This window comes from Streptomyces nanshensis, from assembly GCF_001751255.1.
Taxonomy (GTDB): domain Bacteria; phylum Actinomycetota; class Actinomycetes; order Streptomycetales; family Streptomycetaceae; genus Streptomyces; species Streptomyces nanshensis_A.
In genome coordinates, this window is sequence record NZ_LJGW01000435.1 from 1 (window position 1) to 17,321 (window position 17,321).

Genomic DNA, 17,321 nt, shown 5'->3' on the forward strand with positions numbered 1-17,321 from the left:
CCGTCCGGTACGCACATGCCGTACCGGACGGGCCTTCTGCTGTGCCGGCGCCGGTGCGCGTGGTGCTGGTGCTGCGCGGTGGCCGGGCCGACTACGGGGACAGAGGCGTCAGTTGTCGCTCTTGGCGGTCGAGACCGGCTCGCCCCGCTGGCCCGGCACCTCCTCCGCGGAGCCGTCGGCCGCCGCGTCGTCCGGGGCGCCGGTCTCCTGGAGCGACGACTCGTCGAAGGGCAGGTCACCCGAGAGCACCCGCTGCACCCGCTCCCTGTCGATCTCCTTGGTCCAGGTGCCGACGAGCACCGTGGCCACGGAGTTGCCCGCGAAGTTGGTCAGGGCACGGGCCTCGCTCATGAAGCGGTCGATGCCGACGATCAGGCCGACGCCGTCGACGAGTTCAGGCCGGTGGGACTGGAGCCCGCCGGCGAGCGTCGCCAGACCCGCGCCGGTGACGCCGGCCGCGCCCTTCGACGCGACGAACATGAAGATCAGCAAGGAGATCTGCTGCCCGAGGCTGAGCGGGTCCCCCATCGCCTCGGCGACGAAGATCGAGGCCATCGTCAGATAGATCATCGTGCCGTCGAGGTTGAAGGAGTAGCCGGTCGGCACGGTGATGCCGACGACGGGCCTGCTGACGCCCAGGTGCTCCATCTTCGCGATGAGCCGCGGCAGCGCGGACTCCGAGGAGGAGGTGGAGAGGATCAGCAGGAACTCCCGCGCCAGATACTTGAACAGGGCGAGGATGTTGATCCCGGTGACGAGCTTCAGCACCAGCCCGAGGACGCCGAAGACGAAGACCACACAGGTCGTATAGAAGCCGATCATGATGATCCCGAGGGACTTCAGCGCCTCGACCCCGGTCTCGCCGACCACCGCCGCCATCGCGCCGAACGCGCCGACGGGCGCGGCCCACATGACCATCGCGAGCACCCGGAAGACCAGCCGCTGAAGGTGGCCGATGCCGCGCAGCACCGGCTCGCCGGCCGAGCCCATCGCCTGCAGCGCGAAGCCCACGAGCAGCGCGACCAGCAGCGTCTGGAGCACCTGGCCCGCGGTGAACGCCGAGATCAGCGTCTTCGGGATGATGCCGAGCAGGAACTCCGCCGTGCTCTCGCTCGCACCCTTGGCCTCGGCGGCGCCCGCCTCCCGTGCCTCGTCGGTGAGGTGGAGCCCGCTGCCCGGGTCCAGCAGATTGCCGACGACGAGGCCGATGGCGAGGGCGACGACGGACATCGCGAGAAAGTAGCCGAGCGCGAGACCGCCCACCGCACCGACCTTCGCCGCCTTGCGCACCGAGCCGACGCCCAGCACGATCGTGACGAAGATGACGGGGGAGATCATCATCGTGATCAGCGAGACGAAGCCCTCGCCGAGCGGCTTGAGTTCCTTGGCCGTGTCGGGCGCGAGGAAGCCGAAGGCCACGCCGAGCACGACGGCGCCGATCACGGCCAGATAGAGATAGTGGGTACGGTCCCGCCTCGTCCGCTGGGGCTGCGCCGGGGACGGCGGCGATGTCTGCTGCGACACGTCGGGGCTCCTTGGTTGTACTGCGGCTCTTCTGCCGAAGCTCTGCCGCCGCTGTCGTGGCGGCTCGTCGCTGCGGCTCGTTGCTGGGGTTGTGCTGCGGCTCGTTGCTGCGGCTCTGGTGTTCTTGCTCTGGCTCTCCGTGCGGCTCTTGCGTACGGCTCTTGCCGTGCCGGCGAGCACGGCCCGGCCGGGCCCGTACTCCTCCGGTCGGCAGGACTCCGTCCCATGGGGCGGGCCGGAGTCCCGGTGACTATGCACCGTCGAGTGACGCCCGTCACTGTTACGTGCATTGAGTGCACGGAAAATCCACGAGGCAGACTGGCCGCATGCGCACTCCCCGTACACCCCGGCCGCCCCGCAGCCTGGCGGGCCAGCTCTTCGCGATGCAGGTCGTCCTGGTCGCGGTCGTGGTGGCCGGATGCGCGGTCTTCGCGTACGTCACGGACCGTATGCAGGCGGAGGAGGCGGCACGCCACCGCTCGTACGCGACGGCGAGCGCCATCGCCCGCTCCCCGTCCGTACGGGAGGCGATCCGCTCCCCCCGGCCGAGCGAGGCGCTGCAACCGTACGCGGAAAGGGTGCGCCACGACACGGGGGTCACGTTCATCACCGTCATGAACCCCGAGGGCATCCGCTGGACCCATCCGAACCCGGACCGGATCGGCGGGCGCTTCGTCGGGCACATACGCCCGGCCGTCCAGGGCCACAGCTTCCACGAGACCTACACCGGGACGCTCGGCCCGTCGGTGCGCGTGGTGACGCCGGTGCGCGACGGCGGACGCGTCGTGGGACTGGTCAGCGCGGGCATCGCCGTCGACACGATCACCGAGGATCTCCGGCGCCAGGTGACGATGCTGCTCGGGGTGGCGGGCGGTGCGCTGGCGCTTGGCGGGATCGGCACGTACGTCATCAACGCCCGGCTGCGGCGCCATACTCACGGCATGAACGCGGCGGAGCTGAGCCGCATGCACGACTACCACCATGCGACGTTGCACGCGGTGCGCGAGGGGCTGCTGATGCTGGACGGGCAGAAGCGGGTGGCCCTCGTCAACGACGGCGCCCGGGAGCTGCTGGGCCTGGGACCGTCACGCGAGGGGAAGCGGGGGCAGGAGCGGGCGACGGGCGGCGAGGGCCGGGGCGCGAAGGACGGGCGCAACGCGGAGAACGGCGGCGGACCGGCGGAGGTGCTGGGCCGCAGCGTCGCGGAACTCGGCCTCCCCCGGGCGCTGACGGGCGCCCTGCTGGCCTCCGAGCCCCGCGTGGACGAGGTGCATCTCACCGACGACCGCGTGATCGTCGTCAACACCTCGCCGGTGGACGGCGGAGAGCAGCGCGGCACGGTCGTGACCCTGCGCGACCACACCGAACTCCAGTCGCTCGCGGGCGAGTTGGACTCCGTACGCGGCTTCGCCGAGGCGCTGCGCTCCCAGGCGCACGAGTCCGCGAACCGTCTGCACACGGTGGTGTCGCTGATCGAACTGGGGCGTACGGACGAGGCGTTGGAGTTCGCCACCGGGGAACTGGAGCTGGCCCAGGCCCTCACGGACGAGGTCGTCGCGGCCGTCGCCGAACCGGTGCTGGCCGCGCTGCTGCTGGGCAAGGCGGCGGAGGCGCACGAGCGCGGCGTGGAGCTGTCGCTGAGCCCCGACAGCCATATCGACGACGGTCTGCTGCCGCCGGACCTTCCGCACCGGGACGTGGTCACCGTGCTGGGCAATCTGATCGACAACGCCGTTGACGCCGCGGCCGGTTCGGGCACGGACGGCGCCGCGGGCACCTCCCGGGTCGGGGTGAGCGTACGGGGCGAGCACGGCGCCGACGGCGAGGCGGCGCTGCTGCTGACGGTCACCGACTCCGGGCCGGGCATAGCGCCGCACGACACGGAGTCGGTCTTCGAACGCGGCTGGACGACGAAGACGTACGGAGACGCCGACCTCGAAGGCCAGAGCCAGGGTCAGGACCGGGACCAGGGCCGGGACCAGGGCCGGGACCGGCGCCCCGTCAGAAGTCACGGCCGCGGTCTCGGACTCGCCCTGGTACGGCAGACGGTGCGGCGGCACCACGGCACGGTGCAGATCGGCTCGGCACCGCAGGGCGGCGCGGAGTTCACCGTACGGCTGCCGCTGACCGGGGAGGAGCGGTGACCGGCGCCGGGGCCGGCGGACCGGCGAGCGGCAGCTCCGGCGGCGGACCGCGCGACGGGTCCGCGGCGCCCGTCCGGGTCCTGGTCGTCGAGGACGACCCGGTCACGGCGGACGCGCACGCGCTGTACGTCTCGCGCGTCCCCGGCTTCGCGGTCGCCGCGGTCGCCCACTCGCGGGCCGAGGCCGTACGCGCCCTGGAACGCACCCCCGTCGACCTGATCCTGCTGGATCTGTATCTCCCGGACGGCCACGGCCTGGAGTTGCTGCGCTCGCTGCGCACCGCGGGACGTACGACGGACGTCTTCGCGGTGACCTCGGCACGCGATCTGACGGTGATCCGGGAGGGCGTCTCGCTCGGCGTCGTCCAGCATGTGCTGAAGCCGTTCACCTTCCCGACGCTGCGTGAACGGCTGCGCCAGTACGCTCAGTTCCGCAGTACGACGGCGACGGCGGACGGCGAGGCGGCCAGCCAGGCGGAGGTGGACGCGGCGCTGTCGGGCCTGCGCGCCGTGCCGCATTCCCCCGCGCTGCCCAAGGGGTTGAGCGCGGCGACGCTGGAGTCGGTGACGCGCGCCCTGCGCGAAGCGGGCGAGGACGGCCTCTCGGCGAGCACGGCCGCGCGGACGCTCGGCGTCAACCGGATCACCGCACGGCGCTACCTGGAACACCTCGTGCAGGAGGGCCGCGTGCTGCGCAGCCCGCAGTACGGACAGGTGGGCCGCCCGGAGCTGTACTACCGCTGGCGCGGCTGACCCACGCTCGGGCCGGGCCGGGCCGGGCTTGGGCCGGACCCGGCACCCGACCTCCTCCCCCCCCCCGTACGCCAACTCCCCCTCGTACGCCAACTCCCCCTCGTACGACGGCAGTCGGCGCCCCGCGCCACCGCCCGTCGCACGAGATCGACTGGAACCTTTCCTTACTTTTCTATTGTCTGGACCAATTCGGCGCGCTAGCGTGCGGCTCCGCACCCCGCTTCCGCGGCGGCACCGCGCCGCCGCCGGACGCTCCGTGCTTCCACATCCCCCACCCACGACGGGAGTTCGAGAGTGCGCCCCCACCTCACGACGCGCAGCCGGCTCGCGCTGGTGCTCGCCGCCGCCCTCACCGGCTCGGCCGCACTGGCCGTCAGCGCCCACGCCACGGCGGACAAGAGCGAGTCCGCGGCCGGGACCAAGGCGAAGGCCGCCGCCCCGAGCGGCCTCAACGGCCCGTACCTCTACCTCGGTTGGGGCAACCCGCCGGACGCGGCCGACTTCCTCAAGGAGACCGGCCTGAGCCAGCTCACCATGGCCTTCATCCTCTCCGACGGCGGCTGCTCGCCCGCCTGGGACGGCAGCAGGCCGCTGGAGGGCGGCCAGGACGCGCAGACCATCAAGGCCGTACAGGACGCGGGCGGCGACATCACGCCGTCCATCGGCGGCTGGAGCGGCAACAAGCTCGGCGAGGCGTGCTCCAGCGCGGAGGACCTGGCCGGCGCCTACCAGAAGGTCGTCGACACCTACGGCTTGAAGTCGATCGACGTCGACATCGAGTCGACCGAGTTCGAGAGCGCCGAGGCGCGGCAGCGCGTCATCGACGCCCTGAAGATCGTCAAGGACGGCAACGACGGCATCAAGGTCTATCTGACCTTCGGCACGACCGCGCAGGGCCCGAACGACAACGGCAAGGACCTCATCAAGAAGGGCGCCGACGCCGGACTCGACGTCGACGGCTGGACGGTCATGCCCTTCGACTTCGGCGACGGCACGACCGATCTGGCCGGTGCCACCAAGTCCGCGGTGGACGGCCTGGCGCAGACGGTGGGCGAGGCGTACGGGATCTCCACCGACGACGCCTACGGCAAGGTCGGCTTCTCCTCGATGAACGGCAAGACCGACGTCGANGTCGAGGGCGAGTCCGTCTCGCCGGCCGACTTCAAGGCGATGGTCGACTACGCGAAGGAACACCACCTGGCGCGGGCGAGCTTCTGGTCCGTCAACCGCGACCGGCCCTGCGACGGCGGCGGCGCGGACTCGTGCAGCGGAGTCGACCAGCAGGCGTGGGAGTTCTCCAAGATCCTTGCCGAGTACACCGGTTGAGGATCGCGCCGGGCAGCAGCCCCGCGGCCGGCCGCGGAACGCCGTCGCGCTCCACGCGCGAACGGCCCGCGGCCGGGCGGGAGTTGGGCTGAGGAACCGGCGGCCGGGTCGGTGGCTCTCCTGAGCGACGCGCCCTGAACGGCCCCCGATGACATTCATAACAACGTTGTCACGGTGCCGGACCGCGCGTCTGCACGGCCATTGACCTGGACACGAGGGTCAGGGGATTGTACGGACAAAGCAAGCCCCACTCGGCCTGCGTCCCCTCGGTGGGCGCCCCGGCCGTGGCCCGAGGAGGTCATGCCCGTGATGTCCGTGCGCCCCACCGGCCCGCTGGTCCTCAGCGTCGCCGCAGTCCTCGCCGCAGGCACGCTGACCGCCTGCGGCGGGGGCTCGGCCAGCGACCCGAACACCATCAAGATCGCGTTCCCGAAGGACACCGACAACAAGGTCACCGTCCGCGACAACTACGTCAAAGACATGGCCGCGGAGTTCGAGAAGGAGCACAAGGGCAAGAAGGTCAAGATCATCCCGATCCAGGCCTCCGCCCAGGACTACGTCACCAAGCTCCAGCAGATGATGCGTTCCCCGAAGACCGCGCCGGACCTGGTCTACGAGGACACCTTCCTCATCAACTCCGACATCAAGAGCGGCTATCTGCGCCCGCTGGACGACTACACCGGCAAGTGGGACGACTGGAAGCAGTTCGACTCCACGGCCAAGTCGGCCGCCAAGGGGCAGGACGGAAAGACCTACGGCATCCTCGACGGCACGGACACCCGCGCCCTCTGGTTCAACAAGAAGATATTCAAGAAGGCCGGACTGCCCGAGGACTGGAAGCCCAAGACCTGGGACGACGTGCTGAAGGCCGCGCGTACGGTCAAGAAGAAGGTCCCCGGCAAGATCCCGCTGAACGTCTTCACCGGCAAGGGCGTCAGCGAGGCCGCCGCCATGCAGGGCTTCGAGATGCTGCTCTACGGCACCGGCCAGGACCCCCTGTACGACACGAAGTCGAAGAAGTGGGTCAAGGGCAGCCAGGGGTTCAAGGACAGCCTCGACTTCGTCAAGACCGTCTACGGCGAGCACCTCGGCCCCGAGGTCGACCAGGCGCTGAGCCCCACCATGCAGACCAAGGTGGTCACCGACCTGCTGCCCAAGGAGAAGCTCGCCATCGCCCTCGACGGCTCCTGGCTCGGACAGCAGTGGCTGAAGACGGGCGGCAGCCCGTGGCCCGAGTGGGACGAGACGATGAGCATGGCGCCGATGCCGACCCAGAACGGTGAGGCACCCGGCGAGGTCAGCATGTCCGGCGGCTGGACCTGGTCGATCCCTCAGAAGTCGAAGAACCCCGAGCTGGCCTGGCAGATGATCGAGCACATGCAGAGCAAGAAGAACGCCGTCGAGTGGTGTGTGCGCGGTGCCCAGATCGCCGTACGCGACGACGTGGCCGCCGACCCGAAGTATCTGAACTCGATGCCGGGCATCAAGTTCTTCACCAAGCGGGTCGAGCACACCCAGTACCGTCCCACGCTGCCCGTCTACCCCCAGGTCTCCACCGCCATCCAGGAGGCCATGGAAGGCGTGACCACCGGGGACGCGTCGGTCGGCGAGGCCGCGAAGTCCTACGACGAGCAGCTCGAGTCGATCACCGACGGAGCGGTCGTCAAGAAGTGAGCACCACCGACCTCGCCGCCGTCGGCAAGGAGGTCCCGGGGCGGGGCGGAGCGCCCCGGGACCAGCGGCCCGTACGGCGCAAGAACACGTGGCGCTGGCTGCCCATCGCCCCCGCGACCGTCCTGCTGCTGCTCTTCCTCGCCGGGCCCATCGCCTACTGCGCGTACATCGCCTTCACCGACATGCAGTTGACGGGGCAGGCGTCGGCGTCCTTCGTCGGCTTCGACAACTTCAAGAAGGCCTTCGCGGACGAGAACTTCCGCAACTCCGTCCTCCTCACGCTGGTCTTCACGCTGATCTCCTCCATCCTCGGCCAGAACACCCTCGGTCTGACGCTGGCCTCGCTGATGGCACGCTCGACCCGGTTCGTACGGTCGGCGACAGGGGCCGTCGTGATCTGCGCCTGGGTGCTCCCGGAGATCGTGGCCGGCTTCCTGCTCTACACCTTCTTCAGCAAGGAGGGCACGCTCAACGAGATCCTGGCGTTCCTCCATCTGCCGTCCCAGAACTGGCTGTACACGCTGCCGATCATCGCCGTCTCCTTCGCCAACGTCTGGCGGGGCACGGCCTTTTCGATGCTCGTGTACTCGGCGGCGCTCTCGGAGATCCCCAAGGAGGTCACCGAGTCCGCGGAGGTCGACGGCGCCGGTTCCTGGCAGCGGCTGTGGCGCATCACGCTGCCCATGATCCGCCGCTCCATCGGCACCAATCTGATGCTCAACACCCTGCAGACGCTCTCGGTGTTCGGGCTGATCTGGGCGATGACGCGCGGCGGTCCCGGCAACCGCAGCCAGACCCTGCCGATCTTCATGTACGACCAGGCGTTCAACAAGTCGCTCATCGGCTACGGCACCGCGGTGGCGCTGCTGTTGCTGGTGGTCGGCGCGCTCTTCTCGCTCGTCTATCTGCGCCTGATGCGCGAGGAGGTCTGACCCCGCATGGCAGCCGTCTCCGAAACCCCCGCCCTCTCCGGAACCGCCGCCGGCACGAAGGCCACGTCCGGCCCGGCGCCCCGGCGGCGCTCCCTGCGCCCCGGCCCCGGGCTCAGCCGCAGCACCCGGCAGCGGCTGGCCGCCGACCTCGGACTGCTCGTCCTGCTGGGAGCGTTCGTACTCCCCCTGATATGGCTCCTGTTCGCCTCGGTCGACACCGACCCGTCCATGAAGGTGGCACCGCCGTCGGGCCTGACCACGGAGAACTTCTCCAACGTACTGACCGACGAGATCACCTTCACGCCGATGCTCAACAGCCTTGTGCTGTGCGGCACCGCGACGCTGATGACGGTGACCGCCGCGGCCCTCGCCGCCTATCCGCTCTCCCGCTACAAAGCACGCTTCTCCCGCCCGTACCTGCTGACCATCCTCTTCAGCACCTGCCTGCCGATCACGGCCGTCATGGTGCCGGTCTACGGACTCTTCGTACAGGTCAACCTGATCGACACCATGCACGGCACGATCTTCTTCCTGGCGACGTCCCAACTGCCCTTCGCCGTATGGCTGATGAAGAACTTCATGGACGGTGTGCCGGTGGCCCTGGAGGAGGCCGCCTGGACGGACGGGGCGAGCTGGCTCCAGGCGCTGACGAAGGTGATCCTGCCGCTGATGGGCCCCGGGTTCGCCGTGGTCACGGTCTACAGCTTCATCCAGATGTGGGGGAACTTCTTCGTCCCCTTCATGCTGCTCATCAGCCCCGAGCAACTCCCGGCGTCCGTCAGCATCTTCACCTTCTTCGGCAACCTCGGTTCCATCGCCTTCGGTGAACTCGCCGCGTTCTCGATCCTGTACTCCACGCCCGTGCTGCTGCTCTACATCCTCATCTCCAAGCGCCTGGGCGGCGGCTTCACGCTGGGGGGCGCGGTGAAGGGGTAGCGGGCACGTTCCCCGGGCACGCCGCGTAGGCCCGACGGCCCGGGGCCGGTGAACTCGCGGCGGTCACCGGCCGGTTCGGCTACCCGGACCGGTCGGCGGCCCCGTCCCGGCCCCCGTCCTCGTGGTGCCGTACCTGCTCGATGACACGGCGCAGCACCGCGCGTGCCGAGGCGATCTCGTCCTCCGCGACGCCTTCGCCCCACGCCCTGTGCGCCTCCTCGGCGCGTCCGGTGATCCGGCGCAGGGTCCGCCGCCCGGCCGCCGTCAGGCCGAGGAGCGGAGAGCCGCGGTGGTCGGGATTGGCCTCGAACGCGGCCAGTCGCCCGGCCACCAGATCGTTGGCGACGCGCTGCACCCCCTGGCGGGAGATGCCCAGCCGCCGGGCGGCCTGCGCCACGGTCAGCGCCCGTTCGGAGACGACGCTGAGCAGTTGCCACCGTGCCTGCGTCTGGCCCTCCGCGGCGGCGACGGCCTCGCCGGAGCGGCGCAGCAGGCCCGCCGCTTCGTAGACGTCCGCGACCAACAGGGCCATCTCGTCGGCCATCCGTCCTCCAATTGACAACATGTTGTCGTCTCGACTATCTGTTGTCAGTGTAGTCGGGGCACGTCCCGGCTCCCCATCTCTCCCCCCCCACCCCTTCACCGGGGACGACTTCACCGGAGACGACCATGAACGACGCGATCACGAATCTGCGGGCCGCGCTGGAACGCGCGGAAGACGTCCGCCCCGCCGTCGGCGGATTCCCCCACCTCGCCGAGACGCTGCGCCAACACGGCGTCACACACTGCCGGATGGCCGTCCCGTCGAACGCGATGCTCTACCTCACCGCGTACGGGCCCGTCGCCGTCCAGGGCGAACCGCTGATCACCGGCATGACCGGCGTCCCGGACTTCGACAGCGGAGCGCTCGTCACGGCGCTCCGCTCGGACCAGGCGGGAGAGACGACGTTCCCCGAGTTCGTCCGGGGCTGCTGGAAGGCCGGGGTCGTCCGGTACGAGGTCGACCTCGGCGCCCGTACATGCACCTACGTCGGAGCGTCCGGCGACAGCTACCGGGAGGAGTACGCAGCGGTGACCCTCTAGAGCGTGTCCGCGAAGTGGCGTCCGGTGCACGGGCGTTGGCGTCTCCGCGCCCGTCCGTCCCGGCCCGCCGCCCGCGCGCCGGTCAACCGGCCGCCGCCGGGCGGCAGTCGGGCCCCTCGACCGCCACGGCCCACCGCGTACCGGAGCCCGACGCGACGCCCGGAGCGGGCGCCGCGCGCGCAGCGCTCAGTACACCGACTCCGCCTCGTCCATCCGGTCCTGCGGCACCCGCTTCAGCTCCGTCACCGCGTTGGCCAGCGGCGTCATCACGATCTCCGTACCGCGCAGCGCCGTCATCCGGCCGAAGTCGCCCCGGTGCGCGGCCTCCACCGCGTGCCAGCCGAAGCGCGTCGCGAGCACGCGGTCGTACGCGGTGGGCGTGCCGCCCCGCTGCACATGGCCGAGGATGACCGGCTTGGCCTCCTTGCCCAGCCGGTGCTCCAGTTCGCTGGCGAGCCGGTTGCCGATGCCGACGAAGCGCTCGTGCCCGTACCGGTCGATGACGCCCTTCTCGTACGGCATCGAGCCCTCGGCCGGGTGCGCGCCCTCGGCGACGCAGATCAGCGCGAACTTCTTCTCGCGGGCGAAGCGTTCCTCGACCATCTTCACCAGGTCGTCGACCTCGAAGGGCCGCTCCGGGATGCAGATGCCGTGCGCGCCCGCCGCCATGCCGGCCTCCAGCGCGATCCACCCGGCGTGCCGTCCCATGACCTCGACGACCATGACGCGCTGGTGGGACTCGGCGGTGGTCTTCAGCCGGTCCATGGCCTCGGTGGCGACGCCGACGGCGGTGTCGAAACCGAAGGTGCGGTCCGTGGCGGAGATGTCGTTGTCGATCGTCTTGGGGACGCCGACGACCGGCAGGCCCGCGTCCGCCAGCATCCGCGCGGCGGTCAGCGTGCCCTCGCCGCCGATGGGGATGAGGGCGTCGAGGCCGAGGCGGTCGATCAGCTCCTCGGAGTTGTCGCACGCCTCGCGCAGCCGGTCGCGCTCCAGCCGGGCCGAGCCGAGGATCGTGCCGCCGCGGGCGAGGATGCCGGCGACGTCGTTGGTGTCGAGGGTGCGGTAGCGCCCGTCGAGGAGACCCGTGAATCCGTCCTCGAAGCCGATCACTTCGTCGTTCCGGTCGTGCACGGCCCGGTGGACGACGGAACGGATCACGGCGTTCAGACCGGGGCAGTCGCCGCCTGCCGTGAGGACTCCGATGCGCATGGGGGTTCTGTCTCCTGGTGTCGGTCGGTCGGCCCGCGCCGGGCGGGCCCTCGTGCTGCGAGGTGCTGCCGGGTGCCGCGTGGCTCCGGTACGCCGGGCCGGTCCCGGCGGAGCCGTGCTCCGGCCGGGCGGGGGTCGTGCTCAGCCGGCGTGCGAACCGTACGGCGCTGTACGGCACCGGTGAGCCGTGCCCGAGTCTTTCATGGGGTGAACGCACCCGGCACCGGGCGTCCGTCAGGCGGACCGTACCCGTCCGCTCTCCTGCCCGCTCCGCGCCACCACTCACCTCCCGGCGCGGGTACGGTCAGGGGCGGGGCAGCACCCTCCCCACGTGCGGATACCGGGCGAAAGCCCCCGCGCACCGGCCGGCCGCACGGCGGCCGGACCCGTACCGGCCCCTCCGCGACGAGAGGAAGAACACCCGTGACCCGCAGCGTGTACGTGACCGGAATAGGCCGCGGCGACGGCCGGCAGGTCGTCGAGCTGGGAGTCATGGAGCTCCTGACCAGCCGGGTGGACCGCGTCGGAGTCTTCCGGCCGCTGGTGCACGACGGCCCCGACCGCCTCTACGAGCTGCTGCGTAGCCGCTACCGCCTCACCCAGCCCACGGAGACGGCGTACGGCATGAGCTACGAGGAGGCGGCGGCGCTCCAGGCCGAACGCGGCGAGGACGAGCTGGTCTCGCGTCTCGTCGAGCGCTTCCACTCGGCCACCGACGGCTACGACGCCGTCCTCGTCCTCGGCACCGACTACGCGGACACCCAGCTCCCCGCCGAACTGGCGCTCAACGCCCGGCTGGCCAACGAGTTCGGCGCCTCGGTGCTGCCCGTGGTCTCCGGCAAGGACCAGGGCGCCGACTCCGTCGCGTCCGAGGTGCGCAACGCCCACCACGCCTTCACCTCGCTCGGCTGTCATGTCGTGGCGATGATCGCGAACCGGGTGCGCACCGCCGAGCGCGACGAGGCCGCCCGGCTGCTCACCGAGGGCACGCCCCTGCCGGAGCCGGTCTACGTACTGCCCGAGGAGCCGGCGCTCTCCGCACCGACCGTCGCCCAGGTACGGGACAAGCTGGGCGCCGAGATGCTGCTCGGCGAGCCCGCCGCACTCGCCCGCGACGTACGGGACTTCGTCTTCGGCGGCGCCCATCTGCCGGTGTTCCTCCCGGCGTTGACCGAGGGCTGCATGGTGATCACCCCCGGGGACCGCGCCGACCTGGTCGTGGGCGCCCTCGCCTCGCACGCCGCGGGGTCCCCCGCCATCGCCGGCGTCGTCCTCACCCTCGGCGAGCGGCCCGGCCCGGAGACCATGGCGCTGGCGGCACGGCTCGCTCCGGGCACGCCCGTACTGGGCGTCTCCGGGGGCTCGTTCCCCACGGCGGCGGAGCTGCTCACGCTGGAGGGCAGACTGACGGCGGCCACGCCGCGCAAGGCGGAGGTGGCGCTCGGGCTCTTCGAACACCACGTGGACACGGGCCGGTTGACGGAGCGTCTGGCGGTCGCGCGGGGCGAGCGCGTCACGCCGATGATGTTCGAGAACCAGCTCGTGGAGCGCTCCCGTGCGCACCGCCGCCACATCGTCCTCCCCGAGGGCACCGAGGAGCGGGTGCTGCGCGCCGCCGAGGTGCTGCTGCGCCGCAACATCTGCGATCTGACGCTGCTCGGCGAGCACACGGCCGTCCGCAGGCGGGCCGCGGAGCTGGGCATCGACCTGACGCTCCTCGCCGAGGACGAACTGCCCGCCACGACACAGGCGTCGGCGCGTACGGTCGACCCGCAGACCTCGCCGCTGCGTGAGCGCTTCGCCGAGTCGTACGCGAAGCTGCGCTCCCACAAGGGCGTCACCGTCGAACTCGCCCACGACATCGTCGCGGACGTCTCCTACTTCGGCACGCTGATGGTCCACGAGGGCCTGGCCGACGGCATGGTCTCGGGCGCCGCCCACTCCACCGCGGCGACCGTGCGCCCCGCCTTCGAGGTGATCCGTACCAGCCCGGACGCGGCCATCGTCTCCTCGGTCTTCTTCATGTGCCTGGCCGACCGCGTCCTCGTCTACGGCGACTGCGCCGTCAATCCGGACCCGAACGCGGAGCAACTCGCCGACATCGCCGTCCAGTCGGCGACGACGGCCGCCCGCTTCGGCGTGGAGCCGCGCATCGCCCTGCTGTCGTACTCGACGGGCACCTCGGGCTCCGGCGCCGACGTCGACAAGGTGCGCGAGGCGACGGCGCTGGTACGGGAGCGGCGGCCCGACCTGCTGGTGGAGGGGCCGATCCAGTACGACGCGGCGGTCGAGCCGTCGGTCGCGGCGACGAAGCTCCCCGGTTCGCAGGTCGCCGGGCGTGCCACCGTGCTGGTCTTCCCGGATCTGAACACCGGCAACAACACCTACAAGGCGGTGCAGCGCTCGGCGGGCGCGGTGGCGGTGGGCCCGGTGCTCCAGGGGCTGCGCAAGCCGGTCAACGACCTCTCGCGGGGCGCGCTCGTCTCGGACATCGTCAACACGGTGGCGATCACGGCGGTCCAGGCCCAGGACGGTACGGCTCAGCACGGCACGGTCCAGCACGGCACGGTGGTCCAGGACGGGACCGCGGTGCCACCGCCCGAGGCGGAGTGACCGCAGGCGAGCGGCCCGTACGGGAACGCTCCCCGCGGGCCGAACTGCCCCCGGCGCGGCGCCAGTCGGGGTCCCGCCGGGATCCCACCGGGGCCCGCACCGGAACGGCACGGGCCCTCCCCGCGCGGCGGCGGCGCAGCGCTAGGGTCTCTCCAGCCGCCTCCCGCGAGCCACCGCGCACACCGTCCCGCACACACCCGTCCCTCCGTACGTCCGCCCCGCAGGCCCCCGCAGAAAGCCGAGCCGCCCGTGACCGCCAGCCGCGTCCTCGTCGTCAACTCCGGTTCCTCCTCGGTCAAGTACCGGCTGCTGGAGATGACGGACGGCTCGCGGCTCGCGTCCGGAATCGTGGAGCGCATCGGCGAGCGGCAGTCACGGCTCCTCCACTTCCCCGCCGGGGCGGAGTCCTCCGATCCGGCTTCAGGAGGTGAACGCAGGGAGCGCGTCGAGGAGTTCGCGGACCACGGCGCCGCGCTGCGCGCCGTGGCCGAGGAACTGGCGGCCGACGGAGCCGGTCTGGACGACCCGAGGCTCGCCGCGATCGGGCACCGCGTGGTGCACGGCGGACGGACGTTCACCGGCCCCGTGCTCGTCGACGACTCCGTGCTGCGGGAGATCGAGCGCCTGATCCCGCTGGCGCCGCTGCACAACCCGGCGAACCTGACGGGCATCGTCACCGCCCGCGCCCTCAACCCCGAACTGCCGCAGGTCGCGGTCTTCGACACCACGTTCCACACGACGATGCCGGAGTACGCCGCCCGGTACGCCATCGACACCGCCACGGCCGACGAACACCGCGTGCGGCGCTACGGGTTCCACGGCACCTCGCACGCGTACGTCTCCCGCAGGACCGCCGAACTCCTGGGCAGGGACCCGTCCGAGGTCAACGTGATCGTGCTGCACCTGGGCAACGGCGCGTCCGCCTCCGCCGTGCGCGCGGGCCGCTGCGTGGACACCTCGATGGGGCTCACACCGCTTGAGGGTCTGGTGATGGGTACTCGTTCCGGCGACGTGGACCCGGCCGTGGTCTTCCACCTGGTACGGGTCGCGGGCATGTCGCCCGACGAGGTCGACGAGCTGCTGAACAAGCGGAGCGGGCTCGTCGGTCTGTGCGGCGACAACGACATGCGGGAGATCCGCCGCCGCGTCGACGAAGGGGATGAGGCCGCCGCGCTCGCCTTCGACATCTACATCCACCGGCTCAAGAAGTACATCGGCGCCTACTACGCGGTGCTGGGCACCGTCGACGCCGTGGCCTTCACCGCCGGGGTGGGCGAGAATTCCGCTCCGGTACGAAGCGCCGCGCTGGAGGGCCTGGAGGGGCTGGGCCTGTGCGTCGACGACGGCCGGAACGAGGCGCCCGCGACGGGCCCGTCCGCGAAGGAGCCGAGGATCGTCTCGCCCGACGGAGCCCGGGTCGCGGTGGCCGTCGTACCGACCGACGAGGAGCTGGAGATCGCACAGCAGACCTATGCGCTGGTCAGCGAGACGGACCCGGCGGCAGACCCGGCGGCCGGTCGCTGACGGCCCGCGACCCCGCCGGCGAACCGTCCGCAAACCCCGTGATCCACTTCACCCCCGATACGTTCCGCGTTTGAACAAACCGTTAGGATCGCCCTCATGCGCCGTTCCAAAATCGTCTGCACCCTGGGTCCAGCCGTCGACTCCTACGACCAGCTCAAGACGCTGATCGAGGCCGGCATGAACGTGGCCCGCTTCAACATGAGCCACGGCAGCCAGCCCGAGCACCAGGAGCGGTACGACCGGGTCCGCAAGGCCGCGGAGGAGACGGGCCGCGCCGTGGGCGTGCTCGCCGACCTCCAGGGCCCCAAGATCCGTCTGGAGACCTTCGCCGAGGGCCCCGTGGAGCTGGTGCGCGGCGAGGAGTTCACCATCACCACCGAGGACGTCCCCGGTGACAGGACGATCTGCGGCACCACCTACAAGGGCCTGCCGGGCGACGTCACCAAGGGCGACGCGGTCCTCATCAACGACGGCAACGTCGCGCTCCAGGTCACCGAGGTCGACGGCCCGCGCGTGCGCACGATCGTGATCGAGGGCGGCGTGATCTCCGATCACAAGGGCATCAATCTGCCGGGCGCGGCCGTCAACGTACCGGCGCTGTCCGACAAGGACGTCGAGGATCTGCGCTTCGCGCTGCGCATGGGCTGCGACATGGTGGCGCTCTCCTTCGTACGGGACGCCGCGGACGCCCGCGACGTGCACCGGATCATGGACGAGGTCGGCCGGCGGGTCCCGCTGATCGCCAAGGTCGAGAAGCCGCAGGCCGTGGCGAACATGGAGGACGTCGTCATGGCGTTCGACGGCGTGATGGTGGCCCGCGGCGACCTGGCCGTGGAGTATCCGCTGGAGCGGGTGCCGATGGTGCAGAAGCGCCTGATCGAGCTGTGCCGCCGCAACGCCAAGCCGGTCATCGTCGCGACGCAGATGATGGAGTCGATGATCACCAACTCCCGTCCCACGCGCGCCGAGGCGTCCGACGTCTCCAACGCGATCCTGGACGGCGCGGACGCGGTGATGCTCTCGGCGGAGTCCTCGGTCGGGCAGTACCCGGTGGAGACCGTCAAGACGATGTCGAAGATCGTGGAGGCCGCCGAGGAGGAGCTGCTCGGCCGCGGCCTCCAGCCGCTCGTACCGGGCAAGAAGCCCCGCACACAAGGCGGTTCGGTGGCGCGTGCGGCGGCCGAGATGGCGGACTTCCTCGACGGCAAGGCGCTCGTGGCCTTCACCAAGTCCGGCGACACCGCCCGGCGGCTCTCCCGCTACCGCGCCTGCCAGCCGATCCTGGCCTTCACCACGGAGCCGGAGACGCGCAACCAACTCACGCTGAGCTGGGGCGTGGAGACCTATGTGGTGCCGTACGTCGAGCACACCGACGAGATGGTCGAACTGGTCGACGCGGAGCTGCTGAAGCTCCAGCGCTACGACGAGGGCGACACGATGCTCATCACGGCCGGCTCGCCCCCCGGCGTCCCCGGCACGACGAACATGGTGCGGGTGCACCACCTGGGCGACACCGGCACCAGGGGCTGAGCCCGGGACCGGACACGCCCCGGGGGACTCCGTCGCTCAACGAGCCGGGCCCGCGACCTCGATGAGAGGTC

The 17,321-nt window shown here is 71.0% G+C and carries 12 protein-coding genes; 9 read left to right on the forward strand and 3 right to left on the reverse strand.

The annotated features are described in order from the left end of the window. Positions 1 to 108 precede the first annotated feature (108 nt). Entirely contained in the window at positions 109 to 1,524 is a 1,416-nt protein-coding gene (locus AN218_RS27620; RefSeq protein WP_070019843.1) for a cation:dicarboxylate symporter family transporter, read from the reverse strand. A gap of 326 nt (positions 1,525 to 1,850) precedes the next feature. Between AN218_RS27620 and AN218_RS27625 the strand changes: the two genes are divergently transcribed. The 5 genes from AN218_RS27625 (at position 1,851) to AN218_RS27650 (ending at position 9,288) form a co-directional block, all read left to right on the forward strand. Further along, positions 1,851 to 3,668 (forward strand): sensor histidine kinase, encoded by a 1,818-nt coding sequence (locus AN218_RS27625; RefSeq protein ID WP_070019844.1) that lies wholly within the window; start codon positions 1,851 to 1,853, stop codon positions 3,666 to 3,668. 80 nt (positions 3,669 to 3,748) lie between these two features. Then, positions 3,749 to 4,420, forward strand: a complete 672-nt coding sequence (locus AN218_RS27630) for a response regulator (RefSeq protein ID WP_070019852.1) — start codon at positions 3,749 to 3,751, stop codon at positions 4,418 to 4,420. Between the two features lie 1,635 nt (positions 4,421 to 6,055). Then, on the forward strand, positions 6,056 to 7,420 hold the full coding sequence (locus tag AN218_RS27640) for an extracellular solute-binding protein (RefSeq protein WP_420856027.1): 1,365 nt from the start codon (positions 6,056 to 6,058) through the stop codon (positions 7,418 to 7,420). Further along, on the forward strand, positions 7,417 to 8,352 hold the full coding sequence (locus tag AN218_RS27645; RefSeq protein ID WP_079132661.1) for a carbohydrate ABC transporter permease: 936 nt from the start codon (positions 7,417 to 7,419) through the stop codon (positions 8,350 to 8,352). The genes AN218_RS27640 and AN218_RS27645 overlap by 4 nt, the downstream gene beginning before the upstream one ends. Before the next feature lie 6 nt (positions 8,353 to 8,358). Then, entirely contained in the window at positions 8,359 to 9,288 is a 930-nt protein-coding gene (locus tag AN218_RS27650; protein ID WP_079132662.1) for a carbohydrate ABC transporter permease, read from the forward strand. A gap of 79 nt (positions 9,289 to 9,367) precedes the next feature. Here AN218_RS27650 and AN218_RS27655 read toward each other — a convergent pair whose 3' ends face one another. After that, positions 9,368 to 9,832, reverse strand: coding sequence for a MarR family winged helix-turn-helix transcriptional regulator (locus AN218_RS27655; protein WP_070019846.1), 465 nt, complete (start codon positions 9,830 to 9,832; stop codon positions 9,368 to 9,370). A 125-nt stretch (positions 9,833 to 9,957) separates the two neighbouring features. Here AN218_RS27655 and AN218_RS27660 point away from each other — a divergent pair, with 125 nt between their 5' ends. Continuing rightward, on the forward strand, positions 9,958 to 10,371 hold the full coding sequence (locus AN218_RS27660; protein ID WP_070019847.1) for a DUF1398 family protein: 414 nt from the start codon (positions 9,958 to 9,960) through the stop codon (positions 10,369 to 10,371). 186 nt (positions 10,372 to 10,557) lie between these two features. Here the strand turns inward: AN218_RS27660 and AN218_RS27665 are convergent, their stop codons facing one another. Further along, on the reverse strand, positions 10,558 to 11,583 hold the full coding sequence (locus AN218_RS27665; RefSeq protein WP_070019848.1) for an ATP-dependent 6-phosphofructokinase: 1,026 nt from the start codon (positions 11,581 to 11,583) through the stop codon (positions 10,558 to 10,560). A 423-nt stretch (positions 11,584 to 12,006) separates the two neighbouring features. Here AN218_RS27665 and pta point away from each other — a divergent pair, with 423 nt between their 5' ends. The 3 genes from pta to pyk all read left to right on the forward strand — a co-directional run bounded on the left by pta (position 12,007) and on the right by pyk (position 17,250). Further along, a complete protein-coding gene (pta, locus tag AN218_RS27670; protein WP_070019849.1) occupies positions 12,007 to 14,196 on the forward strand; it encodes a phosphate acetyltransferase in 2,190 nt (729 codons plus the stop codon). Positions 14,197 to 14,445: 249 nt separating this feature from the next. Beyond that, positions 14,446 to 15,720 (forward strand): acetate kinase, encoded by a 1,275-nt coding sequence (locus tag AN218_RS27675; protein WP_070019850.1) that lies wholly within the window; start codon positions 14,446 to 14,448, stop codon positions 15,718 to 15,720. A gap of 96 nt (positions 15,721 to 15,816) precedes the next feature. Further along, positions 15,817 to 17,250, forward strand: a complete 1,434-nt coding sequence (gene pyk, locus AN218_RS27680; protein WP_070019851.1) for a pyruvate kinase — start codon at positions 15,817 to 15,819, stop codon at positions 17,248 to 17,250. The last annotated feature ends 71 nt before the right edge of the window (positions 17,251 to 17,321 follow it).

Coding starts and splice junctions, on each gene's coding strand:
- AN218_RS27625 (WP_070019844.1), top strand. CDS start 1,851: ATGCGCACTCCCCGTACACCCCGGCCGCCCCGCAGCCTGGCGGGCCAG.
- AN218_RS27660 (WP_070019847.1), top strand. CDS start 9,958: ATGAACGACGCGATCACGAATCTGCGGGCCGCGCTGGAACGCGCGGAA.
- AN218_RS27650 (WP_079132662.1), top strand. CDS start 8,359: ATGGCAGCCGTCTCCGAAACCCCCGCCCTCTCCGGAACCGCCGCCGGC.
- pyk (WP_070019851.1), top strand. CDS start 15,817: ATGCGCCGTTCCAAAATCGTCTGCACCCTGGGTCCAGCCGTCGACTCC.
- AN218_RS27655 (WP_070019846.1), bottom strand. CDS start 9,832: ATGGCCGACGAGATGGCCCTGTTGGTCGCGGACGTCTACGAAGCGGCG.
- AN218_RS27640 (WP_420856027.1), top strand. CDS start 6,056: ATGTCCGTGCGCCCCACCGGCCCGCTGGTCCTCAGCGTCGCCGCAGTC.
- AN218_RS27665 (WP_070019848.1), bottom strand. CDS start 11,583: ATGCGCATCGGAGTCCTCACGGCAGGCGGCGACTGCCCCGGTCTGAAC.